Here is a 13,926-nt window from a genome sequence, read left to right as displayed (position 1 = left end):
TCGCTGATTTCGCATCACCCATGGGAAGCTGCCATCGCGGCCCCCCAAAGTGCTCACACCCATCAGGCTCTCTTGGCCACCAGGGTCAGGATGTCGTAACTGGCCACCACTTCGCCGAGCTGGTTGATGACTTCCACATCCCAGGCGACCACGCCTTGGCCAACACCGTTGGCGTCTTTCTTGTGGCGGTCAATCTTGCGCTTGGCCGTCAGGCGCGCCTGGATGCTGTCGCCGATGCCCACGGGCTTGACGAAGCGCAGCGTGTCCAGACCGTAGTTGGCCAGCACCGGGCCGGGGGCGGGCGACACGAACAGGCCCGCCGCCGCCGACAGCACGAAGTAGCCGTGCGCGATGCGCTTGCCAAAAGGCGAATCCTTGGCCGCGATCTCGTCGAAGTGCATGTAGAAATAGTCGCCCGACAGGCCGCCGAACATGACGATGTCGGCTTCGCTGACGGTGCGCCGGTGGGTGAGCAGGCTCTCGCCGATCTGCAGGTCCTCAAAGTGGCGGCGGAAGGGGTGGACCTCGGTCTCGATCAGCTTGGCCCCGCGCATGTACTCGCCAGTCACAGCGGCGATCATGGTGGGCGAACCTTGCAGTGCGGTGCGCTGCATCAGGTGCTTGACGGCGCGGATGCCGCCAAGTTCTTCACCGCCGCCGGCGCGGCCGGGGCCACCGTGCTTGAGCGGAGGCAGCGGCGAACCGTGGCCGGTCGATTCGACCGCAGCTTCGCGGTCGAGAATATGAAGGCGGCCATGCAGCGCAGCGGCCACTGGGATCACGCGGGCGGCGGTTTGCGGGTCTTTGGTCACCAGCGTGCCCACCAGGCTGCCCTGGCCGCGTGCGGCCAGTTGCAGGGCCTCGTCGATGCCGTCGTAAGGCATCAGGGTGCTGACGGGGCCAAAGGCTTCCACGTCGTGCACGCTGTCGGTGTGCAAGGGCTTGTGGCACAGCAGCAGCGTGGGCTGGAAGAAAGCGCCGTTGCCCACGCCCTCCCCCACCGGCTTGAAATCGGTACCGCCGCCAAACACCAGCTCGGCGCTCTGGCGCAGCAGGGCCACACGCTCGGCCACGTCGACCTGCTGCGCATGCGAGGCCAATGCGCCCATCTTCACGCCTTCGACCGACGGGTCGCCCACCACCACTTTGGCCAGACGGGCTTTGAGCTTCTCGGCCACAGCGTCGAGGTGCTGGCGCGGCACGATGGCGCGGCGGATCGCGGTGCACTTCTGACCAGCCTTGACGGTCATCTCACGGGCGACTTCTTTCACGAACAGATCGAACTCTTCGTCGTCGGGCGTCACATCGGGCGCGAGGATGGCGCAGTTGAGCGAATCGGCTTCGGCGTTGAAGGGGATGCTGTGCTTGACCACATGGGGGTGCACGCGCAGCATGGCCGCGGTGTCGGCCGAACCGGTGAAGGTCACCACATCTTGGCCATTGAGCCGGTCCAGCAGGTCACCGGTGGAGCCGATCACCAACTGCAAGCTGCCCGCAGGCAGGATGCCCGATTGCTCGACCAGGCGCACCATGGCTTCCGTCAGGTAACTGGTGGATGACGCGGGTTTGCCGATGCAAGGCATGCCCGCCAAAAAGCTGGGCGCAAACTTTTCAAGCAAGCCCCAGATGGGAAAGTTGAAAGCGTTGATGTGCACCGCGATGCCGCCGCGCGGCACCAGGATGTGCGTGCCTGCAAAGCCCCCCTTCTTGCCCAGCGGAAAAGCCGGGCCTTCGTGGATCAGGTTGCCGCTGGGCAGCTCGTTGCTGCCCATGCTCGAATACGCGAACAAGGTGCCCGCGCCGCCTTCGATGTCCACCCAGCTGTCGGCGCGGGTGGCGCCGGTGTGGGCCGAGATGGCGTAGAGCTGCTCCTTGTGCTCGCCCAGGTACTTGGCCAGGGCCTTCAGGCGCTGTGCACGCTCCTGGAAGTCCAGCTTGAGCAAATTGGGCAGGCCCACGGTGCGGGCGTAGTGCACCGCATCGCCAAAGTCGATGGCCTCGGCATGGGTCTGGGCCACGGTCTGACCGTTGATCGCGCTGCGCAGGGCTTGTGCGCCTTGCTGGCCGATCCAATGGCCACCGATGAAACTTTGCAGGACTTGGGACATGGGAAATGCTTTCTGAAAAGAACAAAGCCCGGTCCACAAGAATTAACCAACCGAGCGGTCGGGAAATTCTAGTCGCATTTGCCCAGATCCCCCAAGTTGGTTTTTTGTAGGCGCCCCGCCCTCGAGGCAAGGGTCGAGGACTGCGGGAGGCCTATCGCGGCGGGGGCGCCGCTCCCACAGTGTCAAGCCACCTCGAACGCCATCAGGCCGGTGGCCGTGTTGGAGATCGGGATGTGGTAGTTGCGGTGCACCTCCTTCACCGCAGGGCCTGCCACGGTCAGTGCGGCGCGCATGGCCAGCCACATCAGGAGTTCCACGCCCTGCGTACCCGTTTTCTCCACCAGGTCCAGCGTGCTGAACTGGGTGGCCCACTCAGGATTGCTGACGAGGCTGTCCATGAACTGCAGGTCGAACGCTTTGTTGATGAACCCGGCGCGCTCACCGTCGAGCTGGTGGCTCAGGCCGCCCGAGGCGCAAACCACCACTTTCTTGCTGCTGTCCCAGGCGGCAATGGCCTCGCCCACGGCCCGGCCCAGCGCGTACACGCGCTTGGCGGACGGCAAAGGAAACTGCACGGTGTTGATATTGACCGGCACGATGGTCACAGGCGCTTCACCCTCGGGCCAGAAAAGCTTGAGCGGCAAGGTGCAGGCGTGGTCCACCAGCATCTCCTGGCAAGTCACCATGTCGAAGTCCTGACCCACCAGGTGGTTGATGATCTGCCAGGACAGATCGACCTCGCCCTTGAACGGCGGCAGCGTGGGGATGCCCCAGCCTTCATCGGCGTTGTTGTACTGCGCCGCAGCACCCACGGCAAAGGTGGGCATCTTGTCGAGGAAGAAGTTCAGGCCGTGGTCGTTGTAGAACATGACCACCACGTCGGGCTTTTGCGCGCCCAGCCACTGTTGCACAGGTGGATAACCGGCAAAAAACGGGGCCCAATAGGGTTCGTTTTGCAGGCCTTTGTGGATGGCGTTGCCGATGGCGGGGATGTGGGATGTGGCGAGACCGCCGATGAGTTGGGCCATGGTTATTCCTTTCAGTCAGTCCGCGTAGGCCTGGAGCTTGGCCTTGAATTCGTCTTTGCTCATGCCGGTTTGCTGGGCACCGATGTCCTGCATGTCCAGACCAAAAATGCCCGCGAACTTGGCCAGGTAATAGGCATTGCCCCCGGCGTCAATGAGCTGCAGCACCTGGCGCGAGCGGATGGCGGCTTTTTGTGGCTCAGTGAGGCCGTACTGGGCCATGTAGCCCTCTTCATCGTTCTTGAATGCCGCGCGGTTGTCGGCCGAATTGAATGAAAAACACATTTTGTTGAGGGCATAGCCTTTGCGGGCGGTATCCCCGTCAAACGGGGTGGTGCCCTCGATACATCGTTTTTGCATGCGGATCTCCAGATGAATAGCCCTCAGTTTCGCCACCTCAATTCATTCAATCAACCGATGTTTTATCATCATATGCATGAGTAATTTCGATTGGTTGGATCTCGATGCCAAACTGCTGAGGCTGCTGGTCACGGTGGTGGACACCGGCTCGATCACGGGCGCCGCCCAGCGCCTGGGTGTCACACAGTCGGCGGTGAGCCACCTGCTGGACAAGCTGCGGGGCATCACGGGCGACGCGCTGTTCACCAAGTCAGGGCGCGGCATCGTGGCCACGGCCCGCGCACAGGTGCTGGCCGAACGCGCCCGTGAGTTGCTGGGCGATCTGGAGCGTTTTGCGCAGGCCGAGCAGTTTGATCCCGCCAACTGGCAGACCACCTTCACCGTTGCGGCCAACGATTTCCAGCGTGACGCATTGCTGCCCTTGCTGATGCAGCGCCTGCGCCAGCTGGCCCCAGGGGTGTCATTGCGCGTGATCGCCTCAGACGTGCCCACCCCCGAGATGCTGCGCCAGCAGCAGTGCCAGCTCATCATCAGCCCGCGTCCCCCCGAGGGCGCGGACATCCTGCAAAAACGCCTCTTTGCCGACCGTTACCGCGTGTTCTACGACCCTGCCGTGCGTGTCGCCCCCCGCACGCGCAAGGACTATCTGGCGGCCGAACATGTGACGGTGCTCTACACGCCCCAGCGCGCGTTGGATCTGGACCAGCACTTGCTGAACAAGGGCATCGCACGGCACTTTCGTGTCACGGTGCCGGGCTTTGCCGGGCTGGCCTCCTTTGTGCGAGGCACCGAGCTTCTGACCACCGTACCTGGGCTGCTGCGCGATCACCTGATGCGTGGCCTGGCCGACGCCGAAGTCCCGGTGCCCTGCCCGGTCATGCCCATGTACATGATCTGGCACCTGCGCCACCAGCAGGATGCAGCGCACCGCTGGCTGCGCGGCCAGATCGAGGATGTGGCCCGCCCGCTGGGCGAGCGAACCTGAGACACCACCGGTGGACCCTCCATCACAGACACACATCTGGTCAAGCTTGGATTTAATAAGTATACTTACGATATGCACACATGCCTTGTGCTGTCCACCTCCAAGGAGAACCCATGAGCACTGCGAACAACAAACTGCCCGTCATCGTTGCCGGTGGGGGCATTGGTGGCCTGGCCGCCGCCCTCGCCCTGGTTCGCCAGGGCTTTCAGGTCACCGTTCTGGAGCAAGCTCCCGAGATCGGCGAGATCGGCGCGGGCATCCAGCTCGGCCCCAACGCCTTCCACGCCTTTGATGCGCTGGGGGTGGGCGACAAAGCCCGTGGCCGCGCCGTCTACACCGACTACATGGTCATGCACGACGCGATCGACGAGTACCAGGTCGGCAAGATCCCTACGGACGACAAGTTCCGTCTGCGTTTTGGCAACCCCTATGCCGTCATTCACCGCGCCGATGTGCATTTGTCCTTGCTGGAAGGCGCACAGGAGACTGGCCAAGTCGAGTTTCACACCAACACCCGCGTGGTGCGCATCGAGCAAGACGACCACAGCGTGACCGTGTGGGATCAGAACGGCAAGGCCTTCCAGGGCTGTGCACTGATCGGTGCCGATGGCGTGAAGTCGGTGGTGCGCGAGCAGTTTGTGGGCGACCCGGCCCGCGTGACTGGCCATGTGGTTTACCGCGCCGTGGTCGACAAAAAAGACTTTCCTGAAGACCTGCAGTGGAACGCCGCTGCCATCTGGGTCGGTCCCAACTGTCACCTGGTGCACTACCCGCTGCGTGGTGGCGAGCAGTACAACGTGGTCGTGACCTTCCACAGCCGCCAGCAAGAAGAATGGGGCGTCACGGACGGGAGCAAGGAAGAAGTGCAAAGCTACTTCCAGGGCATTTGCCCCAAGGCACGCCAGCTGATCGACCTGCCCAAAACCTGGAAGCGCTGGGCCACCGCCGACCGCGAGCCGATTGGCCAGTGGACATACGGCCGCGTGACCCTGCTGGGCGACGCCGCGCACCCCACCACCCAATACATGGCGCAAGGCGCCTGCATGGCCATGGAAGACGCCGTGACCCTGGGCGAAGCCCTGCGCACCCACCACAACGACTGGCCCAAGGCGCTGGACATGTACCAGCGCGCCCGCGTGGCCCGCACCGCCCGCATCGTGCTGTCGAGTCGCGAAATGGGCCGCATCTACCACGCCAAAGGCGTGGAGCGTTTGGTGCGCAATGACCTGTGGCGCGGCCGAAGCGCAGAGCGCTTTTATGATGCGATGGAATGGCTGTACGGCTGGAACGTGGGCAACTGCCTCCAGGCAGCCCAAAACACCTGATGGCATGGAGACCAGACAATGAACGAACTCGGCCGACTCGAAGACCTGCCCAAAGACTATGTGCAAGACCTGCGCGACTTGAACCTCGTGCCCCTGTGGCCAAGCCTGCGCGGCGTGCTGCCACCCCAAGTGCCCACCCGCCAGACCCAGCCCACCTGCTGGGCTTACAAGGACATCAAGCCGCTCTTGCTCCAAGCGGGCGAGCTGACCCCGATTGAAAAGGCCGAGCGCCGCGTGCTGGTGCTGGCCAACCCCGGTCACGGCCTCGAAAAGATGCAGGCTTCTGCCGCCATGTATTTGGGCATGCAACTGCTCATGCCTGGCGAATGGGCCCCCAGCCATCGCCACACGCCGAACGCGGTGCGCATGGTCGTCGAGGGCGAAGGCGCCTGGACCACGGTGGACGGTGAGAAATGCCCCATGAGCCGGGGCGATTTGATCCTCACGCCCACGGGCCTCTGGCACGAGCACGGGCACGACGGCAGCGAGCCCGTCATCTGGCTCGATGTGCTGGACCTGCCGCTGGTCTATTACATGGAGGCCAGCTACCACATCAACGGCGAGCGCCAGACCGTGGTGCCTGGCCAGGGCGACAAGCAATACGCCCGTGGCGGTGTGGTGCCCTCGCATGTGTTTGAGCGCAGCAAGAAGGCTTACCCCATGCTGCGTTATGCCTGGAAAGACGCCAAGGCCGCGCTCGAATCGCTGGCGGCTGACAACGCCGGTTTGGAACAGGTGCAAGTGACTTACACCAACCCCGAGACCGGCCGAGACGCTGAAAACATCCTGGGCTTTTACGCCCTCATGCTGCGCCCCGGCCAGACGCTGCGCTTGAGTGCCCGCTCACCCGCCCAGGTCTTCCATGTGATTGAAGGCGCGGTGCAGGCACAGATTGTGGCCAGCACCTTCACGCTGGCCGAAGCAGACACCTGCTGCGCGCCCGGCTACGAAGCCGTGACACTGAGCAACCTGAATGCCAGCCAAGCGGCGTTCATCTTCATCGCCGACGAGTCGCCCCTGCACCGCAAACTGGGCGTCTACGAGAACCGCGGCTGACCTGTTATTTCATTGCAACCCATGACCTCTTACATCTTCAATCCCCCCGCCGTCCAATCCCTGCCCATCCGTGGTCAAACCGAACGCTTCCCGATCAACCGCATCTTCTGCGTCGGCCGCAATTACCATGCCCATGCCGTCGAGATGGGCCGCCCTGTCGACAAGAGCGTTGAGCAGGCCTTTTACTTCACCAAGTCGCCACAGACCCTGGTGGAGAGCGGCCAGGTCGTGGCCTACCCACCGCGCACGAACAACTACCACTTCGAAATGGAGCTGGTGCTGGCCATTGGCAAAACAGGCTTCCGGGTGAGCGAGGCCAACGCCCATGAACTGGTGTATGGCTACGCCGCAGGCCTGGACATGACACGCCGCGACCTGCAACTGGTGGCGCGAGACAAGGGCCGCCCCTGGGACACGGGCAAGGACATCGAACAAGGCTCGGTCTGCTCCGAGATCGTGCCCATGCCCGGCGTGGTGATTGACAACGGCGCGATTGCCCTCGAAGTCAACGGTGTCACCCAGCAGTCGTCTGACGTGAACAAGCTGATCTGGAACATCCGCGAAATCATCGCCGATCTGTCGACCTACTACCACCTGCAGCCCGGTGACCTGATCTATACCGGCACGCCCGAAGGCGTGGGCGCCGTGGTGCCCGGCGACAGGATCACCGGCCGGGTCGAGGGCGTGGCTGAAGTCGCGCTGACGATTGGCGCTGCGGAATAATAGGGCCATGAAACTCTACAACTTCTTCCGAAGCGGCACCTCGCACCGCCTGCGCATTGCGCTCAACCTCAAAGGTATCGCCACGGACTATGTGGCCGTGGACTTGCGCGTGGATGAACAGCAAGGCGATGCCTTCAAATCGGTCAACCCCCAGCAAATGGTCCCCGCGCTCGACACCGGCGAGCAGGTGCTGATCCAGTCGCCGGCCATCATCGAGTGGCTGGAAGAAAAACATCCGACCCCCGCCCTGCTTCCGGCAGGCGTGGACGACCGCGCACGCGTGCGCGCGCTGGCGGCGTTGGTCGGCTGCGACATTCATCCCCTCAACAACCGGCGCGTGTTGCAAACGCTGCGCCAACAATTCGGTGCTAACGAAAACACCATCAACGCCTGGTGTGCCACCTGGATCAGCGCCGGGTTTGACGCCTACGAGGCGCTGATCGCGGCCGACACCCGGCGTGGCCATTTCAGCTTTGGCGACACACCGACCCTGGCCGATGTGTATTTGATTCCGCAGGTGGAAAGCGCCCGCCGCTTCAAGGTGGACATGGCACGCTGGCCCCTCATCAGCGCCATTGATGCAGCCTGCAACGCGCTCGAAGCCTTCCAGAAAGCCGCCCCGACGGCCCAGCCTGACGCCAACTGAACGGCCCGCAGGCGACTGACAGCGTAGCCCGTGCTGTCAGTTTCAATCAATCTGACTGCGGATAATCCAGCTGTTTGATTGCCAGCCTGAGAGCCGTCCGTGTTAGAGCGCCTTGTTTACCGTTCACAAGCCACCCACAAGCTGGGTAGCCTGCACTTGTTCAACCTCCTGAGCCTGTGCCGCGAAAAAAACAAGCGCTTGGGCATCACCGGGCACCTGCTCTACACCGAAGAGGTGTTTGTGCAATGCATTGAAGGCCCGTCCGCATCGATCGAAAGCCTCTGGCAAAGCCTGCAGCGCGACGAGCGCCACTACAACATCGAACTGCTGTCGCGTGGTCCATTGACCGAACGGCGTTTTGCCGAATGGAGCATGGCTTTTTCAAGCTACGCACACTTCAACAAATACAACATCCCCGGCTTCTTCCCAGTGGACCATGGCGGCATGAACGAAGCGGCACAGCGCTGCGCTGCGGCCTGAGCCATTCAGGCAAAGGTCTCGGTATCGACTTCGCTGTTGGCCTGCGCGTTGTAGCGGTCGCCTGACACGGTGTGCTGGTTGATCAGCGCCCCCAGACGGGTCAGCAGATAGGCCTCCAGCTGCACATCCACAGCCCCCAGATCGTCCAGCAGGTGCTCGACCGAGGTGGTGCCCGGGATCGGCAGGATGTCTTGCCCCTGGTGCAGCAACCAGGCGAGCGCCAATTGGGAGGGTGTGCAGCCCGCTTCATGCGCCAGGGCGTTGTAGGCCGGTAAAAGTCTGAGGTTGGCCGCATGGTGCTCGGGGGCAAAACGCGGCATGCTGCGGCGAATGTCCTTGGCATCGAAACCGGCGATGTCTAGCGGTCCGCACAAAAAGCCCCGTGCCACCGGACTGAAGGCCACAAAACTCACCCCCAAGTCGCGGCAGGCCTGCAGCACGGCGATTTCGGGGTTGCGTGTCCACAGCGAATACTCGGTCTGCACCGCCGCGATCGGGTGCACCGCATGCGCCCTGCGCAAAGTGGTGGCCGACACCTCCGACAAGCCAATCGCCTGAATCTTGCCTTGACGCACCAGATCGCTCAAAGCGCCCACGCTGTCCTCGATAGGCACCTGCTTGTCCCAACGGTGCAGGTAATACAAATCGATCACCTCGGTCTGCAAACGGCGCAGTGCGTCCTCGCAAGTCTTCTTGAGGGTTTCAGGGCGGCCATCGATCACGCGCACTTTGGTGCCATCGCCCTTGTCCACCCCCTGCATGCCGCATTTGCTGGCCAGGGTGAATTTCTGGCGATGCGGCTTCATGACCTGCCCCACCAGGGTTTCGTTGACACCAAAACCATAGAGGGCCGCTGTGTCAAAGTGCGTCACCCCGGCGTCCAACGCCGCGAGCAACACACGCTCACCTTGTTCACGTGAAACCGGGGCACCATAGGCGTGGCTGAGATTCATGCAGCCCAGGCCAATGGCGCTGACGTTGAAGGGGCCAAGTGCTCTGTTTTTCATGGCCGCATCTTATGCCGAAAATCACCATCGCATGCGCTCGATGAGAGCCTCCTCGGATCAGTTTTTGAACGTGGCAGACCGGGCGGCTTCAGCGCCATGGGCTGCACCGTAGTGGCGAGCCCCGTCAACGGTCGGCACCTGCGTTGGCGAGCCTCCTGGCGCAGCCGGTGCGCTGCGCCCAGCCAGGTGATTGACCGCGACAAAACGCCCCAACTCGTCCTTGATCCAGAACACGCCAGGCAAATGCTCCAGCAAAGACCGCTGCTCGCGCTCGCGCTCGGCCAAAGCGTGCGCTTGCTGTACTTGCTCTGTGATGTCAAACATGACCATGCGGTTTTCAAGCCCTTCTTCGTCCACCGTGGCGTGGACGCGCACCACCATCAAGGGCCGCTGGGGCGTAGCCTGCAGCGTCAGTTCACAGTGCCTTCGGCACTTGCCGCTCATCACCTCTGCATGGAAAGCCAGAAAATCGCCTTGGGCAGCATTGGTGAGGAACTCGGTGAAGGCATGGCGTGCGCATTGCGAGCGCTGGATCCCCAGCAAGATGGCTCCCGCCATGTTCAGCTCCAGTATCTGGCCCGCCGAATCAAGCGACAACAAACCCACCGGCGCGAAGTCATAGATGTCGGCGTATTTTCGATCCGACCCTCCGTGCAGGCTGGCCCCATCGGTTGGGTGATCGCGGTGCAGCGGGTCGTGCCCATCGGTCATCCAAGCCTGGGCACCATCCGCGTCTGACGAGACGGGCTGCTGCAACCGTTCGTACTCGGCTTTGACCAGCCCATAGCACTCACAAGCGCGGCTGCTCAAGCCACTGGGGTTTTCAATGAAAATTTTGCCCCGGCTGGTGCGGATCCAGCCCGAGGACTGCAGCTGGCCCGCCGCCTGAGTGATCGACTCGCGCCGCACACCCAGCATGTGGGCCACGGTTTCATGGGTCACCTTCAACTGATCGGATGCCGATCGGTCCTGATTGAACAGCAGCCAGAAACTCAAGCGCTGCAACACCGAGTGGTGCCGGCTGCACACAATGCTTTGCGCCATCTGACTCATCAAGGCCTGAACATAGCGCAGTGTCAAGCGGCGCAAAGACGGAGACTGCCCCATCGCCAACGCGAAGGCATGGGCAGACATGCGGTAGGCCTGCCCGTCACACATGACGATCGAGTGGTGGTTCACTGAGGGCATCCCCAACACGGCAGCCACCCCCACCAGGCCTTCATGCCCCGTGATGGCCAACTCAGACATTTCACCCTCCTGCGTGCTCGACACGAGCGAAGCCGTGCAAGAGACCGGGAAATAGACGAACCCTTGAACCGCACCGGGCTCATCGATCACTTGCCCAGCCACCAGGTCGACAGACTCCAGCGCATCGGCGATGTCCACGTAATCCGAGATGGGCAGGGCCGCCAGGATGCCATTCTGACGAGCGCTTTTTTCAACAGGGTAGGCCATGCTCATGCCTTTCCTGTGCAGATGCCAACACCGTCGGCGCCAGGCTGTGCTGCCTCCGGCAGCGACGAAAGTTTGCAAAAGAGAGGCGTCTGGTCTTCGTCACCGTGCAGGGCATCACCCGACAGCAGCGCCCGCAGCTCCTGCGGGCTGATCAAAGGCCGTGAAGTCATGAAGGGAAACAGCGATGGTTGTGGATGCATACAAACTCCTTGAAACACTGCCGAAAAATTCAAGCAGCCAGGAGGCCTATGCTGAGGGCCAACCCGCTTGACGTCCATTGATCTAAGGATCAGCTCAGACCTGTCAGAAGGACTACACCCTTTGGCTCACCCCGAGGCGGCCAGGGGCCACTCAAGCCCGAAACACGAGCCGCGTTCCGGCACCGGCCTTGACCAGCCAGTACTCGGCATGGGTGCCATCCACCGTGGCCTTGCCACTCACAATGCGCGGTGCATTGGCAAAGCGCCACTTGGGCAGACGCCAGACCATCTCCGACAAACTCAGAGGATGTGTCGCGGTGAAAACCGTCACACCTGTTGCCGCATCCTTGGCTTGCGACCAAGTCACCGACAAGCGCCGGGTCATGAAATCTGCCAACCTGGGCATCGTGTACCAGGCAAATTGCGCATTTTTGGCTTTGGCATAGGCCAACATGTCGATGAGCACCGAACTCCACAGCTCCGCACCAGGAGGGTGTGCATAAACCATGCGACTGGTGTTTTGCTCCAGACTGAAATCAATCAGGCTCTTGTACCAGTCAAGCACATCGGCCTGGGGCACACCATACGCCTGAAACTCTTCAAAGGTGGCGTACAGCCCTTGAGGCGTCACGGGAAAAACCCAAATTTTGGGATTGAGAAGCTGCCCGTCCCGGTATTGCCGTGTGGCCCCCAATCCGGTGTGCCCCCCAAAATAAGTGGCCACCACGCCTTGCTGCTCCAACCAGTTCATGGCCCACACAGGGTTATTGCCCTCGGGCGCCGAGTAGCTGCGCGAGGGGTGCCCCACCACGCCATCGACCGCTTGCCGGTTCAAGACCAGGCATTGCTGGAAATTGTCCAGCTTGGCGGCGGCGTTGACACATGCGCCACCTGTGCTGACAAGCTGATTGGTCTCGGTCACCTGGGTACCGTAATAGTCATGGATCCAGCCACCATGCGCCCCCACACTGTGGCCCTGGGCATCAAAGCCCTTGAGCAGTTGCCGCGCTGTCTTGTTCGCGGTCAGGTTCCAACCCAGCAAATCTCCCGGCACGATGGCATCGGGCCCGGCGGTCATGTCGATCGAAAAAACGGCGGCCGGGTTGTTGAACACATTGAGCTTGATGAGGTTCTGTGTGGGGGTCTGGGCCGCCATCGAATCCAGATGCCAGTCCAATGTCAAACCACCCACCCCATTGGGCATGGGTGACAAATGCGCCATGCCCACCACCTGCCGCGTGAAGTAATGCAAAAAACCGTGCATCGGCAAGGCATCGGTTCGGCCTTTCAGGTAGGTCAATGGCAAATTCACAAACATCACCTGCCCAGCCCCAACCGGGTTGATGCCCGCGACCAAGCCGAACTGAGGGGAAGTCACCAACACCTTCTGCCCTGCCAACTGGCCAAAGTTGCCTTGCGTCACATAACTGGAGTACATCAAGGCGCCCAGCAGGTAACCCGAGTAGCTCTCCGTCGGATCAGCTTCAGAGAGCAAGGCGGTCGATGCCAGGGGCGAGCTGCTGGAGGGCGACAGTGCTGTTGTCGTCACCCCCACCAGGGGGGCGCCTCGCATGGCCCGACCGAGGTCTATGCGTGTGCTGCTGGCCAGTCGCCTGCCCACACCTGCAAGCGCACTGCCCGCATAAGGCAAGCTGGCGTATTGCTGAGGATCAAAGCCACGTGCCCCCCCTGGGTCCTGCATGCTGACGGGCAAATACAGGGCCGAGCGGTCTGTCACGCCACTGGCACTCAGCAACGGGCTGACCGATGGATCTGTGGATGGCGAGACCGACACGTTGCCGAGTGTGGAACCCGAAGCCAAGGGGCTGGTCGCCCCCGCCACGCCAGCCCAAGCCATCGACTTGCCTGGCGGCACCAACAGAGACCGCAATGTGCTGCGCAATGCCGTGATGGGGCCGAGACCCGTGGTGTTGTCGCGCAACTGGTCGTAGAGGATGTAATCCACCCCGGCCAAGCTGCTCAAACGGGATTTGGGCACCGGATAGACCGGCACATTGCCCGACAGCGTCAGCGCACCGAAGTCGAAGACCAGCAGCGTCTTGCCGCCGGCCACCGTGTAATTCTGGATGGCCGCGATCAGACTGTCACTGGCCACCGCATGCAGGCTGTCCGGCAAGACCAAGCCTGCATAGCCCAGCGCGCTGGCCCCCATGCCCATGAAAGCCGTGTCCATCACAGGCTGGATGCGAACGCCCTCTTCATTCGCCGCGTCCATCCAGGCCATCACTTTCGGATCCCTCACATCCTGCCCATCGGGCAGCAAAAGCAACAGGACACCCGGATCGGACACAGCAGCGAGTGCCGGCTGGGACCCAAACCCGCAGAGGGTCATCGCCATGCTGACCACCAGACCGAACATCCGAAAGAATTGAAAGAAACCACGCGCTTTGTTCATCACCACACTCCTTGCCTGATCACCAAAACAGGCGAAGGGTCAATGTAAAAAAAAGCTCGCCCACCGACTGTTCGGCAGTGGACCATGCTGGCCAAGCCCATGTATGCCAGCACACCCTGGGGGGTGGAGTGTGCGTTTTC

The 13,926-nt window shown here is 62.2% G+C and carries 12 protein-coding genes; 6 read left to right on the top strand and 6 right to left on the bottom strand.

Going from position 1 to position 13,926, the window contains the following annotated elements:
* Positions 1–62 precede the first annotated feature (62 nt).
* From paaZ to IC609_RS08565, 3 genes are all read right to left on the bottom strand, one after another.
* Positions 63–2,108 (bottom strand): phenylacetic acid degradation bifunctional protein PaaZ, encoded by a 2,046-nt coding sequence (gene paaZ / locus IC609_RS08575; protein WP_191819095.1) that lies wholly within the window; start codon positions 2,106–2,108, stop codon positions 63–65.
* A 182-nt stretch (positions 2,109–2,290) separates the two neighbouring features.
* Positions 2,291–3,136: a class III extradiol dioxygenase family protein gene (locus IC609_RS08570; protein WP_191819094.1), complete on the bottom strand. Its 846-nt coding sequence runs from the start codon at positions 3,134–3,136 to the stop codon at positions 2,291–2,293.
* Positions 3,137–3,151: 15 nt separating this feature from the next.
* The gene (locus IC609_RS08565; protein WP_191819093.1) at positions 3,152–3,493 is read right to left on the bottom strand and encodes a protocatechuate 4,5-dioxygenase subunit alpha; all 342 of its coding nucleotides are present in this window, start codon (positions 3,491–3,493) and stop codon (positions 3,152–3,154) included.
* Positions 3,494–3,569: 76 nt separating this feature from the next.
* Between IC609_RS08565 and IC609_RS08560 the strand changes: the two genes are divergently transcribed.
* From IC609_RS08560 to IC609_RS08535, 6 genes are all read left to right on the top strand, one after another.
* Positions 3,570–4,478 (top strand): LysR family transcriptional regulator, encoded by a 909-nt coding sequence (locus IC609_RS08560; protein WP_191819092.1) that lies wholly within the window; start codon positions 3,570–3,572, stop codon positions 4,476–4,478.
* Positions 4,479–4,591: 113 nt separating this feature from the next.
* A complete protein-coding gene (locus IC609_RS08555) occupies positions 4,592–5,803 on the top strand; it encodes a 3-hydroxybenzoate 6-monooxygenase (protein WP_191819091.1) in 1,212 nt (403 codons plus the stop codon).
* Between the two features lie 18 nt (positions 5,804–5,821).
* Entirely contained in the window at positions 5,822–6,859 is a 1,038-nt protein-coding gene (locus IC609_RS08550; protein WP_191819090.1) for a cupin domain-containing protein, read from the top strand.
* A 21-nt stretch (positions 6,860–6,880) separates the two neighbouring features.
* Entirely contained in the window at positions 6,881–7,582 is a 702-nt protein-coding gene (locus IC609_RS08545; protein ID WP_191819089.1) for a fumarylacetoacetate hydrolase family protein, read from the top strand.
* Positions 7,583–7,589: 7 nt separating this feature from the next.
* Positions 7,590–8,228, top strand: coding sequence for a maleylacetoacetate isomerase (maiA, locus tag IC609_RS08540; RefSeq protein ID WP_191819088.1), 639 nt, complete (start codon positions 7,590–7,592; stop codon positions 8,226–8,228).
* A 99-nt stretch (positions 8,229–8,327) separates the two neighbouring features.
* Entirely contained in the window at positions 8,328–8,708 is a 381-nt protein-coding gene (locus tag IC609_RS08535; RefSeq protein WP_191819087.1) for a BLUF domain-containing protein, read from the top strand.
* A 5-nt stretch (positions 8,709–8,713) separates the two neighbouring features.
* On the opposite strand, the gene IC609_RS08530 is transcribed toward IC609_RS08535, so the two are convergent.
* The 3 genes from IC609_RS08530 to IC609_RS08520 all read right to left on the bottom strand — a co-directional run bounded on the left by IC609_RS08530 (position 8,714) and on the right by IC609_RS08520 (position 13,786).
* Positions 8,714–9,715, bottom strand: a complete 1,002-nt coding sequence (locus IC609_RS08530) for an aldo/keto reductase (protein ID WP_191819086.1) — start codon at positions 9,713–9,715, stop codon at positions 8,714–8,716.
* 57 nt (positions 9,716–9,772) lie between these two features.
* Positions 9,773–11,170, bottom strand: a complete 1,398-nt coding sequence (locus IC609_RS08525) for a helix-turn-helix domain-containing protein (protein WP_191819085.1) — start codon at positions 11,168–11,170, stop codon at positions 9,773–9,775.
* Positions 11,171–11,521: 351 nt separating this feature from the next.
* Positions 11,522–13,786: a polysaccharide deacetylase family protein gene (locus tag IC609_RS08520; protein ID WP_191819084.1), complete on the bottom strand. Its 2,265-nt coding sequence runs from the start codon at positions 13,784–13,786 to the stop codon at positions 11,522–11,524.
* Positions 13,787–13,926 lie beyond the last annotated feature (140 nt).

Origin of the sequence: Limnohabitans radicicola, from assembly GCF_014837235.1 — a bacterium.
In the GTDB taxonomy this organism is placed as follows: Bacteria; Pseudomonadota; Gammaproteobacteria; order Burkholderiales; family Burkholderiaceae_C; genus Limnohabitans_A; species Limnohabitans_A radicicola.
This window is presented reverse-complemented; position numbering and strand designations above follow the sequence as displayed.